Raw genomic sequence first — 17,235 nt, 5'->3', positions numbered from 1 at the left:
GGGATGAAACTCGCCGAACTTTAGAAAGTGAAGAATCCTTCTCGTTGTAACGGAAGGTTTTTTGGCTTGCAGAAGAAAACGGCAGATCATCTCCTCTAAACATGAGGAGGAGAAAACATGAAAACAAAACTGGATTTTCTAAAAATGAAGGAGTCTGAAGTACCGATTGTCATGCTGACCGCTTATGATTATCCGGCAGCTAAACTTGCTGAACAAGCGGGAGTTGACATGATTTTAGTCGGTGATTCACTCGGAATGGTCGTCCTCGGCCTTGATTCAACTGTCGGTGTGACAGTTGCGGACATGATTCATCATACAAAAGCCGTTAAAAGGGGTGCGCCGAATACCTTTATTGTGACAGATATGCCGTTTATGTCTTATCACCTGTCCAAGGAAGATACGCTGAAAAATGCAGCGGCTATCGTTCAGGAAAGCGGAGCTGACGCACTGAAGCTTGAGGGCGGAGAAGGCGTGTTTGAATCCATTCGCGCATTGACGCTTGGAGGCATTCCAGTAGTCAGTCACTTAGGTTTGACACCGCAGTCAGTCGGCGTACTGGGCGGCTATAAAGTACAGGGCAAAGACGAACAAAGCGCCAAAAAATTAATAGAAGACAGTATAAAATGCGAAGAAGCAGGAGCTATGATGCTTGTGCTGGAATGTGTGCCGGCAGAACTCACAGCCAAAATTGCCGAGACGCTAAGCATACCGGTCATTGGAATCGGGGCTGGTGTGAAAGCAGACGGACAAGTTCTCGTTTATCATGATATTATCGGCCACGGTGTTGAGAGAACACCTAAATTTGTAAAGCAATATACGCGCATTGATGAAACCATCGAAACAGCAATCAGCGGATATGTTCAGGATGTAAGACATCGTGCTTTCCCTGAACAAAAGCATTCCTTTCAAATGAACCAGACAGTGCTTGACGGCTTGTACGGGGGAAAATAAGATGAGACAGATTACTGATATTTCACAGCTGAAAGAAGCCATAAAACAATACCATTCAGAGGGCAAGTCAATCGGATTTGTTCCGACGATGGGGTTTCTGCATGAGGGGCATTTAACCTTAGCAGACAAAGCAAGACAAGAAAACGACGCCGTTATTATGAGTATTTTTGTGAATCCTGCACAATTCGGCCCTAATGAAGATTTTGAAGCATATCCGCGCGATATTGAGCGGGATGCAGCTCTTGCAGAAAACGCCGGAGTCGATATTCTTTTTACGCCAGATGCTAAGGATATGTATCCCGGTGAAAAGAATGTCACGATTCATGTAGAAAGACGCACAGACGTGTTATGCGGGCGCTCAAGAGAAGGACATTTTGACGGGGTCGCGATCGTACTGACGAAGCTTTTCAATCTAGTCAAGCCGACTCGTGCCTATTTCGGTTTAAAAGATGCGCAGCAGGTAGCTGTTGTTGATGGGTTAATCAGTGACTTCTTCATGGATATTGAATTGGTTCCTGTCGATACGGTCAGAGAGGAAGACGGCTTAGCCAAAAGCTCTCGCAATGTATACTTAACAGCTGAGGAAAGAAAAGAAGCGCCTAAGCTGTATCGGGCCCTTCAAACAAGTGCGGAACTGATCCAAGCCGGTGAAAGAGATCCTGAAGCGGTGATAAAAGCTGCAAAAGAAATCATTGAAACGACTAGCGGAACCATAGACTATGTAGAGCTTTATTCCTATCCGGAACTCGAGCCTGTGAATGAAATTGCTGGAAAGATGATTCTCGCTGTTGCAGTTGCTTTTTCAAAAGCGCGTTTAATAGATAATATCATTATTGATATTCGAGAAATGGAGAGAATATAATATGTATCGAACAATGATGAGCGGCAAACTTCACAGGGCAACTGTTACGGAAGCAAACCTGAACTATGTGGGAAGCATTACAATTGATGAAGATCTCATTGATGCTGTGGGAATGCTTCCTAATGAAAAAGTACAAATTGTGAATAATAATAATGGAGCACGTCTTGAAACGTATATTATTCCTGGTAAAAGGGGAAGCGGTGTCATATGCTTAAACGGTGCAGCCGCACGCCTTGTGCAGGAAGGAGATAAGGTCATTATTATTTCCTACAAAATGATGTCTGATCAAGAAGCGGCAAGCCACGAGCCGAAAGTGGCTGTTCTGAATGATCAAAACAAAATTGAACAAATGCTGGGAAACGAACCAGCCCGTACAATTTTGTAGAAGAAAAGCCCCCTTTATCGGGGGTTTTCTTTTAAGATTTTGAGAGTAAAACGGTTTTGCCGCTCCATTTCCGTACAAAACGTGTTACACTTTTGTCGTATGCAAGAATTGAGGTGTCCATTTTAATGAATAAGCAACGGTTCGTTGTTATAGATGTAGAGACAACAGGGAATTCGCCGAAGAAAGGCGATAAAATCATACAAATCGCAGCGGTTGTAATCGAAAATGGACAAATTACTGAGCGGTTTTCAAAATACATTAATCCAAATAAATCAATCCCTGCTTTTATTGAGCAGCTTACTGGAATCTCTAATCAAATGGTAGAGAATGAACAGCCATTTGAAGCAGTTGCTGAAGAAGTATTCCAATTGCTTGATGGCGCTTATTTTGTCGCCCACAATATCCATTTTGACCTTGGATTTGTCAAGTATGAGCTGCATAAGGCGGGCTTTCAGCTCCCAGATTGTGAAGTGCTTGATACTGTCGAACTCTCGCGCATTGTTTTTCCGGGATTTGAAGGGTATAAGCTGACGGAATTAAGCGAGGAGCTTCAGCTGCGGCATGATCAGCCGCACCGGGCTGACAGCGATGCTGAAGTGACAGGGCTTATTTTTTTGGAAATCCTTGAAAAGCTGCGGCAGCTTCCTTACCCTACATTAAAGCAGTTAAGAAGGCTTTCGCAGCATTTCATCAGTGATCTGACGCATTTGTTGGATATGTTCATTAATGAAAACAGACATACCGAGATACCGGGCTATACGCGCTTTTCTTCGTTTTCTGTCAGAGAACCTGAAGCTATCGATGTTCGTATAAATGAGGACGAGAACTTCTCATTTGAGATCGAAAGCTGGGAAGCGGGAAATGAAAAAGCGCTGTCAGAGTTAATGCCTGGGTATGAAAAAAGAGACGGCCAAATGATGATGATGAGAGAGGTGGCTGATGCGTTTGCCAATCGTGAGCATGCGCTGATTGAAGCTCCTCCAGGCATCGGAAAAACGATTGGTTATCTTATTCCGGCTGCGCTTTTTGCCAAGAAATCAAAAAAGCCGGTCATAATCAGCACGTATTCGACGCTTTTACAGCAGCAGATTCTCACAAAGGATTTGCCGATTGTCCAAGATCTGTTTCCATTTCCGGTAACAGCGGCGATTTTAAAAGGGCAATCGCATTATTTATGCCTGTATAAATTTGAGCAGGTGCTTCATGAAGAAGATGATAATTATGATGCCGTACTGACAAAGGCACAGCTTCTCGTTTGGCTGACAGAGACAGATACAGGAGATGTAGCGGAACTGAATTTGCCTTCAGGCGGAAAATTGCTGTGGGACAGATTGGCTTATGACGATGACTCCTATAAAAGAAGTCGCAGTGAGCATGTGATCGGTTTTTACGAGCGGGCCAAACAGATTGCTATGCGCTCCGATTTGGTGATCACTAATCACTCCCTTTTGCTGACCGATGAAGGCAGCCAGAAAAAAAGGCTTCCCGAAAGCGGCACATTTATTATTGATGAAGCACACCATTTTGAACGTGCGGCAAGCGAACATTTAGGGAAAAGAGCCACGTACATAGAATTGCATACGAAATTGAGCAGAATCGGCACTCTGAAGGAGCAGGGACTTCTAAAAAAGATGAGACAGCTATTCCAGCGAAACAGCCTGCCGGTTGATTCATTTTTCGAATTGGAAGAGTGGCTTCAGCACGTTCAAGCAGAAAGTGATGCTTTCTTCAGCTCTGTACATTCTTTTGTCAAACGAAGAAAACCTAAAGAAGACTTAAACCGTCTAGTGTTTAAGGTGAACAAAGAAAGCCAGGATAAAAGCTGGTCGATCTTAACAGATGGTGCGGAGAGGCTTTGTTCCATGCTGACACATTTGCAGCAGCTTTTTGAGGCGCAGTCATCCCTGATGGAAAAACATTTGAAGGGTATGAAGAGCAAAACCGTCTTTTTAGCCGATGAATACCAAAGAAGCATGAAAGGCTTGCAGCATTACTGTCAGACGTTGCAGAAGCTCTTCTTTGGCTCTGATGACGATGAAGCGGTTTGGATTGAAATAGATGCAAAGGGCGCGAAAAATGCAGTGGCCATTTACGCACAGCCTCTTGAACCTGGTGAACTTCTGGCTGATCAGTTTTTCGCGCGCAAAAATAGTGTGGTGCTGACATCTGCAACTCTTACAGTCGAAGGTTCTTTTCAATTTATGATTGAACGACTGGGACTGAGTGACTTTTTCCCGCGGACAATGAGAATTGAATCACCCTTTTCTTACGATGAGCGTATGCAGGTGATGATTCCAAAGGAAATGAAATCAATTCAGGATACAGGACAACCTGAATTTATACAGGATACAGCCCGTTATATCGAACTGATGGCAAAGGAAAAACAGCCTAAAATCCTTGTGCTGTTTACATCCCATGATATGTTGAAAAAGGTTCACCAGGAGCTCAAGCATAACATGAGTGCTTCCGGCATTCAGCTCTTGGCACAAGGGATTACAGGCGGAAGTCCCGGCAAACTGATGAAGACTTTTAAAACATCCAATCAGGCGATCCTGCTCGGAACAAATCATTTTTGGGAAGGCGTTGATTTCCCTGGTGATGAGCTGACAACAGTAATGATCGTGAGGCTCCCATTCCGGTCCCCTGATCACCCGCTTCATGCTGCAAAATGTGAGCTTGCCCGCAAAAAAGGAAAGAATCCGTTTCAAACAGTGTCATTACCGGAAGCTGTGCTGACCTTCAGGCAAGGAATCGGACGCTTGCTGCGTTCTGCGGGAGACAAAGGAACGATTATGATATTGGACAGACGGATTAAAACCGCTGGTTACGGCCGGCTGTTTCTTGATGCCTTGCCGACAACCTCAGTATCCGAAATGACTGACAGCGAGCTTGAAGCTTATGTTGCAGGGGAAAAAGAATAAAAGCCGCATAAAGCGGCTTTTGCGGTGTGGGAGTAGGATGGTGTTTTATTTAAAAGCGGATTTCCCGCTCTGTGATACTAGTATGGCGTGTCCTGAAATGGAGTATGACTAACAATATTTGTTCAAACTGGAGGATGAAAAAATGGAAAGTAAAATCGAAATTCTTTCAACAATTAATGTAGAGCATTCTGATGATCTGTATAAAATTGTGGACACATTGAATCGTACACTGAAAAGAGAAAATCTGATGTTCGGCCTTGCGCTGGATGAAGAAAACAAAAACCAAGCCGTTTTTACCATTTATCGTACGTAGGTGAGAAGATGAGAAAAAAAGCATTAATATTTACCGTCATTTTTGGTATTATTTTTTTAGCAGTACTTCTTGTCTCGGCAAGCATTTATAAATCAGCCATGGCACAAAAGGAAGAGGGGCACGAAGCAGCAGCTGCTGAAGCTAAAAAAGAAACCGATCTCGCCAATGTTGATCAAGTCGAAACATTTGTCGGAAAAGAAAAATATTATGTTGTAAAGGGAACGGATAAAAAAGGCACTGCATTATATGTCTGGGTTCCGGCTGATAAAAAAGCAAAAATTCTCTCAAAAGAAGCGAAAGAGGGAATCTCTGAAGACAAAGCGGCGAAAATCATAAAGGATGAAGGGCTGGTTTCAAAGCAAAAAGAGGTTCATCTGGCAAGAGAAGGAAACGTCCTGCTTTGGGAAGTGACGTACTTAGACAAAGAAGGGCAATACAGTTTAAGTTATGTGGACTTTACAACTGGAAAGATTCTCAAAAATATCACGCCTTAAGACGAATTAGGGGGAGTTCAAGTTGAAACTGGCAAAAAGAGTATCCGCATTAACACCATCAACCACACTGGCAATCACAGCGAAAGCGAAAGAACTGAAAGCCGCAGGCCATGATGTCATCGGCTTAGGAGCAGGAGAACCTGACTTCAATACACCGCAGCATATTATTGATGCCGCTGTGCGTTCGATGAACGAGGGCCATACGAAATACACGCCTTCCGGTGGTTTGGCTGAACTGAAAAACAGCATTGCAGAGAAATTTAAACGCGACCAGAATATTGAATACAAACCGTCTCAAATTATTGTCTGCACTGGTGCCAAACATGCTCTGTATACCCTTTTCCAAGTGATTTTGGATGAAGAAGATGAAGTTATTATTCCAACGCCTTACTGGGTAAGCTATCCGGAGCAGGTGAAACTCGCTGGCGGAAAGCCTGTTTATGTAGAAGGGCTTGAGGAAAATCACTTCAAAATTTCGCCTAAACAGCTGAAAAATGCAATTACGGAAAAAACAAAAGCAATCGTTATTAACTCTCCAAGCAACCCGACTGGTGTCATGTATACGGAAGAAGAACTATCTGCACTCGGTGAAGTGTGCCTCGAACATGATATCTTGATTGTGTCAGATGAAATTTATGAAAAACTTACATACGGTGGAAAGAAACATGTTTCCATTGCACAGCTGTCAGACAGACTGAAAGAGCAAACGGTCATTATAAACGGCGTATCGAAGTCCCACAGCATGACAGGCTGGAGAATCGGTTATGCGGCAGGCTCTGAAGACATTATTAAAGCGATGACGAACCTTGCAAGCCACAGCACGTCAAACCCGACATCAATCGCACAGTACGGAGCGATTGCGGCTTATAACGGGCCTTCTGAGCCATTGGAAGAAATGAGAGAAGCATTTGAACATAGATTAAATACGATCTATGCAAAGCTCATAGAAATCCCAGGGTTCAGCTGCGTGAAGCCGGAAGGTGCTTTTTACTTGTTCCCGAATGCAAAAGAGGCAGCTCAATCTTGCGGTTTCAAAGATGTAGATGAATTTGTTAAAGCGCTTCTCGAGGAGGAAAAAGTTGCGATTGTTCCAGGATCCGGATTTGGCTCTCCTGAGAATGTCCGTCTTTCTTATGCAACATCGTTAGATCTTCTTGAAAAAGCCATTGAAAGAATCAAGCGTTTTGTAGAAAAACATAGCTAACAGATCAAAAAGCGGCTGACAGAAAAGCCGCTTTTTATCTGCATTGACCCGGTTAGTTAAGAGCGGGTATAATAAAGTGATGATAAAAGAGTTCGCGGGGCAATGAGCTTCCGAATGTCTTTCTTGTTTTGGAGGGAAATATGTTGAAAACAACAATCAACCAAGTGTACAAGCACGTAGGTGAGGAAGTAACGATCGGAGCTTGGGTCGCTAATAAGCGTTCAAGCGGGAAAATTGCGTTTTTACAGCTTCGGGACGGTACCGGTTTTATTCAGGGTGTCGTAGTAAAAGCGGAAGTGGAAGAAAGCATTTTCCAAACAGCTAAATCAGTGACGCAGGAAACGTCGCTCTATATAAAAGGGATTGTCAAAGAGGACGAGCGTTCTCCGCTTGGATATGAACTTGCTGTGACAGATATTGAAGTCATTCACGAAGCGACCGATTATCCAATTACACCAAAAGAACACGGAACGGAATTTTTGATGGATCACAGACATTTATGGTTGCGTTCAAAGCGCCAGCATGCGATCATGAAAATCCGTAATGAAATCATTCGCGCGACTTACGAATTCTTTAATAACGAAGGCTTCGTAAAAGTGGATCCGCCGATTTTGACTGGAAGCGCACCTGAAGGAACAACAGAACTCTTTGCGACAAAGTATTTTGATGAAGATGCATATCTGTCTCAAAGCGGCCAGCTCTACATGGAAGCTGCGGCAATGGCTTTAGGAAAAGTATTCTCTTTCGGACCGACATTCAGAGCGGAAAAGTCTAAAACAAAGCGTCACTTAATCGAATTCTGGATGATCGAACCGGAAATGGCGTTTGTAGAATTTGAAGAAAACCTTCAAGTACAGGAAAATTACGTTTCTTTCATCGTGCAATCAGTTCTTAAGAATTGCAAAATTGAATTAAACACATTGGGAAGAGACACGTCAAAACTTGAGCAAATCAAAGCTCCGTTCCCAAGAATCACGTATGATGAAGCGATTGAATTTCTGAAAGAAAAAGGCTTTGACGATATCGAGTGGGGAGATGATTTCGGAGCGCCTCATGAAACAGCGATTGCTGAACATTATGACAAACCGGTATTCATCACTCGCTATCCGACGTCCTTAAAACCGTTCTATATGCAGCCGGCTTCTGACCGTGAGGACGTTGTGCTTTGCGCTGACTTGATTGCGCCGGAAGGCTATGGAGAAATCATCGGCGGGTCTGAACGGATTCACGATATGGAACTTTTGGAATCGCGTCTTAAAGAACATGGACTGGATTCTGACGCATATAAATGGTATGCTGAACTTAGAAAATATGGATCAGTTCCTCATTCCGGCTTCGGCCTTGGATTAGAGCGGACAGTAGCTTGGATCAGCGGAGCGCCTCACGTTCGTGAAACGATTCCGTTCCCAAGACTGTTAAACCGTCTGTATCCGTAATACATTCAAATGAAACAAAAAAGAGTCTCCTGCAAGGGAGACTTTTTACAGTAAAGGGGCAATCACAATCCTTTACAGTAAGAGGTGTGACGATGAAAAAACAGCAATTTATTGATATGCAGGAGCAGGGAACATCAACCATCCCCAATCTTCTGCTCACGCATTATAAACAGCTTGGGCTTAATGAAACAGAACTTATTCTGCTGTTAAAAATTAAAATGCATTTAGAAAAAGGATCATATTTTCCTACACCGAATCAGCTGCAGGAAGGTATGTCAATTTCTGTTGAAGAATGCACAAACAGATTGCGGATGTTTATTCAAAAAGGCTTTCTGTTTATTGAAGAATGCGAGGATCAAAACGGCATCAAATTTGAGAAATATTCTCTTCAGCCTTTATGGGGGAAACTGTACGAATATATTCAGCTTGCACAGAATCAAACACAGGAAAGAAAAGCAGAAGGGGAACAAAAAAGCCTTTATACCATTTTTGAGGAAGAGTTCGCAAGGCCGTTATCGCCTTTGGAGTGTGAAACGCTGGCGATCTGGCAGGACCAGGATCAGCATGACGCACAACTGATCAAACACGCGTTAAAAGAGGCTGTACTATCAGGAAAACTCAGTTTCCGCTACATTGACCGGATTTTGTTTGAATGGAAGAAAAACGGGCTTAAAACTGTGGAGCAGGCAAAAATACACAGCCAAAAATTCCGGCGTGTACAAGCAAAGCAGAATGAACCGCAAAAAGAGTATAAAAGGCAGGTTCCTTTTTACAATTGGCTTGAACAATAAAGTGAAAAGGTGACAATCGTGTTAAATCTAAAACAAATTGAATTCTGTTTAGACAAGATAGGTGACATGTTTCCTCATGCGGAGTGTGAACTGGTTCATTCCAATCCTTTTGAATTAGTGGTGGCTGTTGCTTTATCTGCGCAATGTACAGATGCACTTGTAAACAGAGTGACCAAAACATTATTCCAAAAATATAAACGGCCGGAAGACTATTTGGCTGTTCCGCTGGAAGAGCTTCAGCAGGATATTAAATCAATCGGTTTATATCGTAATAAAGCGAAAAATATTCAAAAGCTGAGTAAAATGATTATTGAAGATTACGGCGGAGAAGTGCCGAGAGACCGCGATGAGCTTGTCAAACTGCCAGGGGTCGGGAGAAAGACTGCAAACGTAGTGGTATCCGTTGCGTTTGGCGTGCCGGCCATTGCCGTAGATACCCATGTGGAGAGAGTCAGCAAACGATTGGGCATTTGCCGGTGGAAGGACTCGGTTCTGGAAGTTGAAAAGACGCTGATGCGCAAGGTTCCCAAAGAAGACTGGTCCGTTACGCATCACCGGCTTATTTTCTTCGGCAGATATCACTGTAAAGCCCAATCTCCGCGCTGTGCGGAGTGTCCGCTGCTTTCTTTGTGCAGAGAAGGGCAGAAGAGGGATAAAAAAGGACTGGTGAAACGATGACGCAAGCAAAAGAAGTGTTGGCTTCCTATGAGCAATACTTGCGCAGTCTTGGCCAGAAGAGTTCCTCGGATATGAAGAAAACCTTGCAGACCAATCCGGTGTATTTTGATTTTTGCACGGAATTACAAGGCGATTTGCCATGGGAGGACAGCGGGAAATACGTTCCGCTTTTATTTGAAGTGTGGGATGACATCAAAGCATCACTTCTCCCAGTCTTTCAAACACGAAAATCGAGATGTGACCAAAACGAAATGTTAAAGGGCATTGTGTGTTTGTTGGCTTCGTTACATTGGACAGCAGGTGAGCCGGTGAAATCGCTCGATTGGCAAGAACTGAGGGAGAAATCATATCCCGCAAAGCCGATTAATTGGGCTGAACGAGTGGAATTTATTCTTCTTAAGCCGACCCAATACCATTGCTTTATTCAGCTTGATGAGCTGATTACCGAAATGAAAAAGCATTTTTATAAATATCATGCGATGAATCGATAAAACCTCCTGTTAAAACGGGAGGTTTTTTATTGTATACCAAAACAGCCATCACCCCAAAGGTGACGGCTGTTTTGGTTAATTTGTTTTTTCAATTGATGATGAGTTTGTTTGTGTTTTATTAGATGTGTCTGTTTTATTTTTATTCGTGTCAGAACCTGTTGAATCATTCTTACCAGAGTTCGAATCACCATCCGACGTATCTTGGTTGTTACTGTTGTCGTTATCGTTATCGTTTGATTGGTCTTGGTTATTGTTGTCGGACGGATTGGTGTTCGTATTGTCTTGTTTTTTGTCTTGATCGTTTGTTGAATCATCTGTCTGATCTTGATCCGTCTGACCGTCATCTTTTTGAGAATCATCAGTTTGTGTATCATCCTGAGTCTTCTCATCATCTTGTTTTTCATCATCCGTTTGTTGCTGGTCTTTTTTATCTTCATCGTCTTCAGCTTTTGGCACCTCATAGGATGTGGAAGCTGTACTTTTGCCATCATCACTGACGGCTGTTACTTCGAATTTGTATACAGATCCTGGCTGCACACCCGAAATAACTGCCTCTTTTGCAGAGCTGTTTTGAATTTCCGAGTAGCTGCCGCCGTCAACAGATTGCTTTACAGCAAAGGTCGCATCTCCGTCATAATTCCAGCTTAACGTTAAAGATTGATTGTCTTTATCGTATTTCACGTTTAAACCAGACAGTTTAGCTGTTTCCTCTTTTTCTTCTTTCTCATATGTTTTAGAAACAGTAGAAGGAGCTGTGCCTTTAACAAAGTACTCTGTGAGCTTCTTATCGCTTGGCGTATTTGGCCCTGCCAGTTTTGCGGGATTAGAACCTTTTTCTACGGTGGCTTCCACTACGCTGTCAGGCTTCTCAAATGATCCGCTTCCGTCATCGACATCGGCAATGAGCTGGGCGAAGATGCGCTTTGCAACTTTTTGTTCTTCAGTTGAAAGAGATTTCTTTCCAGCTTCGTTTTCTCCCATACCCGTCCAGACGGCTGCTGTATATTGCGGTGTGTAGCCGACAAACCAAGAATCTCGGGCACCGTCGCTTGCGATATTGTACCTTTGGATTTCACTTTCTTCAAAGTTGGTCGTCCCTGTTTTTCCTGCTACTTCTACACCGGGTACTTGTGCAAGCTGTCCAGTACCTGTTTTAACAGCTGTTTTCAGCATATCTGTAATCATAAACGCAGTATAGTCGCTCATTGCTGACTTTGATTTTGGTGTTAAATCAAGCTTTGTGCCATCGTTAAATTCAATAGACTTTACAAAATGCGGTTCATTATATGTTCCGTTATTTCCGAAGGCGCTGTATGCTCCTGCCATTGTCAGTGAAGAGACACCAACATTCCCTTTTCCGAATCCTCCAATAGAGTAGGATTCATATACAGTGTCTTTATCTAATCCCAGCCCAAGTCCATTGGCAAAGTCTACCGCCGCATCTTTTCCGACTGCTTGGAATGCTTTTAAAGCCGGAATATTACGAGATTGTGCTAGTGCTTCACGCATAGACATTGGTCCTTTATATCTGCGGTCAAAGTCTCGAATAGGTGTTCCATCTGAATAAGTGTAAGCTGAGTCATCAATTTGCTCGTAAGTTGACCATTTTTTATTTTCAATAACTGGACCGTAGTCGAGAATAGGTTTAATGGTAGATCCAGGCTGTCGCTTAGCTTGGGTCGCGTAATTATAGCCACCAACCGTAGAATCTCTTCCGGCGCCAATCGCCCGCACTTCTCCGGTTTTCGTATCGAGAAGGGTAACGCCGCCCTGCATGCCTTCAGTAAATCCGACGGTGTCTCCGTCCATTAATTCATCTAGTTTATCTTGTGCTTTTGTATCTAATGTCGTATAGATCTTTAATCCGTCAGCAGATGGATCGACATCAGATTTTTCATCAATTTCCTTCATAACCTCTTCAACAAATGCGCTGTATTTGTTTGTACTTGCTTTTTCATATTCCTTCTGTGACACGACGCCTTCGTCTTTCACTGCCACTTTTTTCGCTTTGTTATATTGAGAATCAGAAATAAATCCTTGTTTTTTCATCAGACTGAGTACGATGTTCCGTCGTTTTTCCGCTTTATCCGGGTTTTTAACGGGATTGTACGCTGTCGGGCTTTGCGGCATTCCTGCAAGCGTCGCAGCCTGTTCGACAGTCAATTTGCTTAAATCTGTAACGCCGAAAAATTCTTCCGCCGCTTTTCCGATTCCGTATGCTCTAGGAGAAAAATAAATCCGGTTTAAATACATTTCTAAAATTTCATCTTTAGAGTAATTGCGCTCCAGCTGAATCGAAAGCCATACTTCCTGCACCTTCCGTTTCAACGTCTTTTGATGTGAAAGAAGGGAGTTTTTGACGACCTGCTGGGTGATCGTACTTCCGCCTTCAGCCCCGAAGCCGTCTTTAAAGTTGGCAACTAAAGCACCGCCGATACGGACAGGGTCAATCCCGTGGTGCTCATAAAAACGAGCGTCTTCTGTCGCGATAAAGGCTTCTTTTACAACATCGGGAATTTCATCTATCGAGACGTAGGTCCGTTTTTCGGCGCCGACTTCGGCGATCTCTTTTCCATTTTTATCATAAATCGTTGATGAATAAGGCGTCTTCAATTTGCTTTCATCAAGGGACGGCGCATCAGAAACCATGACGGCAAATGTAACAGCACCGCCGACTACGCCTAAAACAAACAGAATGAGTAAAGTGAAAAGGGTCTTTTTAAACAATCCGCCCTTTTTTCGTTTCTTGCCTTTTTTCGGTGAAGGACTCGACTTGCTGTTCGCTTTTCGTCGAGCTTCACGGCTGTTAAATTGATCTGACATAACATCTCAACCTTTCGTTAATCAACCTTTCGCACCAGATGATGGCGAAAAATAAAGCTGTTCAATAATACTAATATAATCAATTCTGGGTGCGTATCCAAGAGAAATCGGATAAGCTGTTTCTTCCAACTCATCTTTTCGAATTGATTTTCTGCCGTTTTTTTCTTTTCTGTCCCAGAAATAAAACAGCTTATCGGCTTCCAAAAAATAAACCTGGTCGAAAGCGGATATAATAACAAAACAAATACCGTCTTGAGCCTTTACCTGCTTCATATGCTCGATTTGATGGTCATGAAAATTCTGCAGGGGGAAAGAGGTCTTGTTTTTCGTTTCTTTCGCCTCAAAATCAATATACCGCCCTTTGTAAATCCCATTGTAGTCTGTTGTCGATGATTGTTTAAAGTAAGCTTCTTTAATCACTGCGGCACTTCTTTTTGGATAATGGACATTTACAATTTGAACAGGTGTCGGCTTTTTGTGTATAACGGCAATTTGGTTTGTCAGATAATACTTATTCGTTTCGTTTAAGTCATCTTCGAGGGTCATTCCGCGATTACTGTAAGACGGGGCCCTTTTCTGACTGTTTTGGGATGAAACCGAATGTTTCGGCTGAAATGTTTTTCCGTTAGGATACCGAATCACTTTCTCATCCTCCTTATTAAACTAATCATGACGGAAGTGAATGAACGTGCAAGAACAACAGACCATCAGAAAGCTTCTGAGCCGAATTGAGCGGCAGACAAAAATAAAAAACGCGGATAACATTTCAAGAACAAATGCTTATAAAGCATTTTACGACCGTCATCCGGAAATCAAATGGTCGCTTTTGGCTTCTTTCGTTTCTCGTAATGCCGGCTGGTCAATGACTGACTTAAAAGGCAGTCTGTTTCAGCTTGGACTCCGTGAGAGACAGCAAAAATGGTTCTTTTTAGCCTATGAAAGAGCGAACTGGCTTATATTTTCGGATGCCTATCCGCAGCTTCTATTATACCAATGGTCAAAAAGAGTCGGGAAACCGCTGTTTCATCTGCTGCATGTGTTTGGCGTCTCACAATTTATGACGGAAGAATGGACCCGTTTTTGGCATGAGCGAAATACGGAGCGGCTAATGTATGCCCTCATTATAAATGAACAAAACACTATCCAAACACCTATTATACAAAATCCTTCGTTTAAAAAGAATGTTTTTGACACGATTCCTTTTTATTTAAGTGATTGGTTACATTTTAACACCGTTATTTTTCCTTCCTCAAATGGGTTTCTTTACGGCATTTCAGTGAAACGTTTTTCAAAGACAGAGGAAAGGATAAGGCTGGGAAAGCAGCTGTCTCAATTGCTGTTCAAGCCAGAATTGTTCTCCTCTTTTTATCACTTTTTGCACACAGTGCCGCACACAGGTTCCCGTTTTGATATGGAAAAGATAATCGGGATTACAAAAAGAACATCTCCTATGCTAAGGACATGCTACCCTGAGTTAATCCACTCATTAGACGGAACGAAAACAGATTGGTTTCATGGAAAGATAAAGAAAACGTTCTTTAGGCGCGAGGAATTGCCGAAGCAGATTGAATTGACAGACTGGTATTTACATAAAAAGCGCCAGCTTCATGCGCTTTTTGCGGTGGAGCAGTGGCTGAAAAAATAAAGAAGCAAGGAAATTCCTTGCTTCTTACGTAGAAGGGCGGTTCGGGCCGCCTAATTTTTTATCTAAAGAATCGATTGCCTTTGATTCAGTCTTTTTTTGCTGGCCGGCTTTTTTCGGTCTTGTTTTCATACGGCACCTCCTCACAAGTATCGTTTGCATTAAGGAGGAGGATCATACAATTTTTGCGGGTGTTTTTGTCGAAAACTTCAGCTTTTCGTGGAATACCTGTTTGTTTGGCGATTTGCTTCTAGTTTTGTCATGAGGAAGGAAAGAGCCTTGAGAGCAAAGAATGTTAACCGGGAGAGACGAGGAAAGGGAGGTACACGAATGTCCGGTTATGTATGCAAGACAGATATTCTCCGTATGCTTTCTGATATAGAAGATGAATTAACGCGAGCTGAGCAAAGCCTGAATCATTCTGTAAATGCATTAGAGGCTGAGATGCGGGAAACGGAAAACGATCGCCTGAGTGTGCTTGAAGAAGAAATCATAGATCTTCATATTTGTATAAATGAGCTGTATCAATCGCCTGAACACAGGTATGCGTTTGAGAAAGTATACCGCATCGGCTGAATTTGTGAGTGAAATTTGGTACGATAGGCATTGAGGTGAAAGGTATTGCTATCACAAACATTGCTGGAAATGACCGAGCGAATGATTGAAGTTGCTGAAAATGGCGCTGATCGGTATCAGGAAGGAAAAAACAGTAATCATTCTTATGATTTTTTTGAGACGATAAAGCCTGCAGTTGAAGAGAATGATGAACTGGCGGCCCGCTGGGCAGATGGTGCTCTTGAATTGATAAAAGCACGCCGGCCAAAATATGTGCATAAAGAGCAAATTGAGACCGTAAAGGATAATTTCCTGGAATTGGTCCTTCAATCATATGTTCATCATATTCATAAAAAACGGTTCAAGGACATCACTGAGTCAGTCCTTTATACATTGCACGCAGTAAAGGATGAAATTGCAAGAGAAGACAGCCGGTAAAAGGCTGTCTTCTTTTCGTTTTTATAGGGGGCCGGACGTTAATTCATCTCATATGCCGGGCTTTCTGCTCCATTTGCTTCGAGAACCTTCATACTGTTACGAAACTCAGTTATGCTGAGATGTCCTTGAATATAGAGGAACTTGGCAAAGTCCATCAGTTTATTCATACAGTCTGTTTCATATTTCTTCATTTCTGCAAAACGTTTGCTTAAGTATGATACGTTCATTATGGTGCATCCCCTCTCATCTGTATTGAAAATATGGTACCATAATGATTCGACTTTTTTCTGTTTTTAAAAAATTTAAACTTTCGACACAATTTGACAAATGCTAATCATCACTTGTGACACAAACGATAGAAGTCATTCATACATATATAGAAGAGAAATATGTTGTGTTTAGGGGGGAATCGCAATGAACAGGAGCTCTCGAAGCTATCCTCGGCAAATGGGCTATTATTATCCTCAGCAAATGCAAGGATATTATCAGCAGGCTGCACCCGGTTATTTAGAGCAACAACTGCCTCAGCAGCATTATGGACAGCAGGATTATTATCAGCCCTATGCTCCGATCCAGCCTATGCCTATGCAGCCGCCTGTATTTTCTAACCCTTATCCTATCCCAAGGCCTAATCAACAGCAGCCTTCGCAATTTCAAAGCATTATGTCGCAGTTCAAAAAAGCCAATGGGCAATTTGATTTTAATAAAATGATGGATACAACAGGTCAAGTAATGAGTGCAATGAATCAGGTCGGATCTTTAATAAAGGGATTTACCAGCTTTTTTAAATGATAGAAGCATGAATGAATCGTTCATTCATGCTTATTTTTTGGAAAGAAAAGTGTCATTGTCTGCTCGTTCCAAGACGTTTCCATATCTTCTTGGCGAACTTCATAAGGCAGCTGAACCGTTCTTGTCATGCTTGTAAAGGTAGCCTCATTTTGGTGTTTCTGTTTTTCTTGGAGTGTTACATGGAGATACCTCGATTTAACATCAACGACGATCTCGCCATCTCGAAACGTCGCCGGAATGGTAATATCGATATACAGCCCAGTATCTCTTTCTCTGACATGTATGGTCGTCTGCACATCCTTTAAACTCGAGTTGATCAGGTTCTGAAATCCGTTTATAAGGTTGCCGAACGCTGAGGATTGAAAAAGACTGTCGATTGCCTCCGTTATGATTTCTTCTTTCTTTTGCAGTTCGTTCTTTCTGTCATCATGGAATTCCAATTTCGCCACCGCCTTTTTT

The 17,235-nt window shown here is 42.6% G+C and carries 20 protein-coding genes; 15 read left to right on the top strand and 5 right to left on the bottom strand.

Translation table 11 applies throughout. The annotated features are described in order from the left end of the window. The first annotated feature begins 117 nt into the window (after positions 1-117). From panB to NYE56_RS10785, 11 genes are all read left to right on the top strand, one after another. The gene (gene panB, locus NYE56_RS10835) at positions 118-951 is read left to right on the top strand and encodes a 3-methyl-2-oxobutanoate hydroxymethyltransferase (protein WP_268555428.1); all 834 of its coding nucleotides are present in this window, start codon (positions 118-120) and stop codon (positions 949-951) included. A 1-nt stretch (position 952) separates the two neighbouring features. Beyond that, entirely contained in the window at positions 953-1,813 is an 861-nt protein-coding gene (gene panC / locus NYE56_RS10830) for a pantoate--beta-alanine ligase (protein WP_015383954.1), read from the top strand. Position 1,814: 1 nt separating this feature from the next. Beyond that, positions 1,815-2,198 carry an aspartate 1-decarboxylase gene (gene panD / locus NYE56_RS10825; RefSeq protein WP_003225586.1) on the top strand — a complete coding sequence of 128 codons (384 nt, stop codon included), beginning with the start codon at positions 1,815-1,817 and terminating at the stop codon, positions 2,196-2,198. Positions 2,199-2,323: 125 nt separating this feature from the next. Further along, entirely contained in the window at positions 2,324-5,119 is a 2,796-nt protein-coding gene (gene dinG / locus NYE56_RS10820; RefSeq protein WP_322839679.1) for an ATP-dependent DNA helicase DinG, read from the top strand. Positions 5,120-5,261: 142 nt separating this feature from the next. Continuing rightward, on the top strand, positions 5,262-5,432 hold the full coding sequence (locus NYE56_RS10815) for a YpmA family protein (protein ID WP_015251828.1): 171 nt from the start codon (positions 5,262-5,264) through the stop codon (positions 5,430-5,432). An 8-nt stretch (positions 5,433-5,440) separates the two neighbouring features. Further along, entirely contained in the window at positions 5,441-5,926 is a 486-nt protein-coding gene (gene tseB, locus NYE56_RS10810) for a cell wall elongation/penicillin-binding protein regulator TseB (protein WP_014477164.1), read from the top strand. Positions 5,927-5,948: 22 nt separating this feature from the next. Next, complete coding sequence (gene aspB / locus NYE56_RS10805) at positions 5,949-7,130, top strand: aspartate transaminase AspB (RefSeq protein ID WP_015383950.1); 1,182 nt, start codon at positions 5,949-5,951, stop codon at positions 7,128-7,130. A gap of 143 nt (positions 7,131-7,273) precedes the next feature. Then, on the top strand, positions 7,274-8,566 hold the full coding sequence (gene asnS, locus NYE56_RS10800) for an asparagine--tRNA ligase (protein ID WP_004398777.1): 1,293 nt from the start codon (positions 7,274-7,276) through the stop codon (positions 8,564-8,566). A gap of 92 nt (positions 8,567-8,658) precedes the next feature. After that, positions 8,659-9,357 (top strand): DNA replication protein DnaD, encoded by a 699-nt coding sequence (gene dnaD, locus NYE56_RS10795; RefSeq protein WP_004398499.1) that lies wholly within the window; start codon positions 8,659-8,661, stop codon positions 9,355-9,357. 18 nt (positions 9,358-9,375) lie between these two features. Next, complete coding sequence (nth, locus tag NYE56_RS10790) at positions 9,376-10,035, top strand: endonuclease III (RefSeq protein ID WP_009967580.1); 660 nt, start codon at positions 9,376-9,378, stop codon at positions 10,033-10,035. Continuing rightward, on the top strand, positions 10,032-10,526 hold the full coding sequence (locus tag NYE56_RS10785; protein ID WP_009967579.1) for a YpoC family protein: 495 nt from the start codon (positions 10,032-10,034) through the stop codon (positions 10,524-10,526). The genes nth and NYE56_RS10785 overlap by 4 nt, the downstream gene beginning before the upstream one ends. A 75-nt stretch (positions 10,527-10,601) precedes the next feature. Here NYE56_RS10785 and NYE56_RS10780 read toward each other — a convergent pair whose 3' ends face one another. Further along, a complete protein-coding gene (locus tag NYE56_RS10780; protein ID WP_124072999.1) occupies positions 10,602-13,349 on the bottom strand; it encodes a transglycosylase domain-containing protein in 2,748 nt (915 codons plus the stop codon). A 21-nt stretch (positions 13,350-13,370) separates the two neighbouring features. Then, positions 13,371-13,991 carry a Holliday junction resolvase RecU gene (gene recU, locus NYE56_RS10775; RefSeq protein ID WP_004399067.1) on the bottom strand — a complete coding sequence of 207 codons (621 nt, stop codon included), beginning with the start codon at positions 13,989-13,991 and terminating at the stop codon, positions 13,371-13,373. A 40-nt stretch (positions 13,992-14,031) separates the two neighbouring features. On the opposite strand from recU, the gene NYE56_RS10770 reads away from it, so the two are divergent. Continuing rightward, positions 14,032-14,994 (top strand): DUF2515 domain-containing protein, encoded by a 963-nt coding sequence (locus NYE56_RS10770; RefSeq protein WP_341283844.1) that lies wholly within the window; start codon positions 14,032-14,034, stop codon positions 14,992-14,994. A gap of 24 nt (positions 14,995-15,018) precedes the next feature. Here NYE56_RS10770 and sspM read toward each other — a convergent pair whose 3' ends face one another. Further along, a complete protein-coding gene (sspM, locus tag NYE56_RS10765) occupies positions 15,019-15,123 on the bottom strand; it encodes an acid-soluble spore protein SspM (protein WP_003225606.1) in 105 nt (34 codons plus the stop codon). Positions 15,124-15,321: 198 nt separating this feature from the next. Here sspM and NYE56_RS10760 point away from each other — a divergent pair, with 198 nt between their 5' ends. Then, positions 15,322-15,567, top strand: coding sequence for a YppD family protein (locus NYE56_RS10760; protein WP_004398488.1), 246 nt, complete (start codon positions 15,322-15,324; stop codon positions 15,565-15,567). Positions 15,568-15,612: 45 nt separating this feature from the next. Further along, complete coding sequence (locus NYE56_RS10755; RefSeq protein WP_341283843.1) at positions 15,613-15,984, top strand: YppE family protein; 372 nt, start codon at positions 15,613-15,615, stop codon at positions 15,982-15,984. 38 nt (positions 15,985-16,022) lie between these two features. On the opposite strand, the gene NYE56_RS10750 is transcribed toward NYE56_RS10755, so the two are convergent. After that, positions 16,023-16,211 carry a YppF family protein gene (locus tag NYE56_RS10750; protein WP_003230690.1) on the bottom strand — a complete coding sequence of 63 codons (189 nt, stop codon included), beginning with the start codon at positions 16,209-16,211 and terminating at the stop codon, positions 16,023-16,025. A gap of 187 nt (positions 16,212-16,398) precedes the next feature. Here NYE56_RS10750 and NYE56_RS10745 point away from each other — a divergent pair, with 187 nt between their 5' ends. Beyond that, positions 16,399-16,776, top strand: coding sequence for a YppG family protein (locus NYE56_RS10745; RefSeq protein ID WP_014477159.1), 378 nt, complete (start codon positions 16,399-16,401; stop codon positions 16,774-16,776). Between the two features lie 20 nt (positions 16,777-16,796). On the opposite strand, the gene NYE56_RS10740 is transcribed toward NYE56_RS10745, so the two are convergent. Beyond that, positions 16,797-17,216 carry an Hsp20/alpha crystallin family protein gene (locus NYE56_RS10740; RefSeq protein WP_341283842.1) on the bottom strand — a complete coding sequence of 140 codons (420 nt, stop codon included), beginning with the start codon at positions 17,214-17,216 and terminating at the stop codon, positions 16,797-16,799. Between the last annotated feature and the right edge of the window lie 19 nt (positions 17,217-17,235).

Source organism: Bacillus sp. FSL R5-0603 (assembly GCF_038050295.1).
GTDB lineage: Bacteria > Bacillota > Bacilli > Bacillales > Bacillaceae > Bacillus > Bacillus subtilis.
This window is presented reverse-complemented; position numbering and strand designations above follow the sequence as displayed.

Bases quoted from the DNA above. Each gene is read 5' to 3' on its own strand.
- panB (WP_268555428.1), top strand. From the start codon at position 118: ATGAAAACAAAACTGGATTTTCTAAAAATGAAGGAGTCTGAAGTACCG.
- panC (WP_015383954.1), top strand. From the start codon at position 953: ATGAGACAGATTACTGATATTTCACAGCTGAAAGAAGCCATAAAACAA.
- panD (WP_003225586.1), top strand. From the start codon at position 1,815: ATGTATCGAACAATGATGAGCGGCAAACTTCACAGGGCAACTGTTACG.
- dinG (WP_322839679.1), top strand. From the start codon at position 2,324: ATGAATAAGCAACGGTTCGTTGTTATAGATGTAGAGACAACAGGGAAT.
- NYE56_RS10815 (WP_015251828.1), top strand. From the start codon at position 5,262: ATGGAAAGTAAAATCGAAATTCTTTCAACAATTAATGTAGAGCATTCT.
- tseB (WP_014477164.1), top strand. From the start codon at position 5,441: ATGAGAAAAAAAGCATTAATATTTACCGTCATTTTTGGTATTATTTTT.
- dnaD (WP_004398499.1), top strand. From the start codon at position 8,659: ATGAAAAAACAGCAATTTATTGATATGCAGGAGCAGGGAACATCAACC.
- NYE56_RS10785 (WP_009967579.1), top strand. From the start codon at position 10,032: ATGACGCAAGCAAAAGAAGTGTTGGCTTCCTATGAGCAATACTTGCGC.
- NYE56_RS10780 (WP_124072999.1), bottom strand. From the start codon at position 13,349: ATGTCAGATCAATTTAACAGCCGTGAAGCTCGACGAAAAGCGAACAGC.
- NYE56_RS10770 (WP_341283844.1), top strand. From the start codon at position 14,032: ATGAACGTGCAAGAACAACAGACCATCAGAAAGCTTCTGAGCCGAATT.
- sspM (WP_003225606.1), bottom strand. From the start codon at position 15,123: ATGAAAACAAGACCGAAAAAAGCCGGCCAGCAAAAAAAGACTGAATCA.
- NYE56_RS10760 (WP_004398488.1), top strand. From the start codon at position 15,322: ATGTCCGGTTATGTATGCAAGACAGATATTCTCCGTATGCTTTCTGAT.
- NYE56_RS10750 (WP_003230690.1), bottom strand. From the start codon at position 16,211: ATGAACGTATCATACTTAAGCAAACGTTTTGCAGAAATGAAGAAATAT.
- NYE56_RS10745 (WP_014477159.1), top strand. From the start codon at position 16,399: ATGAACAGGAGCTCTCGAAGCTATCCTCGGCAAATGGGCTATTATTAT.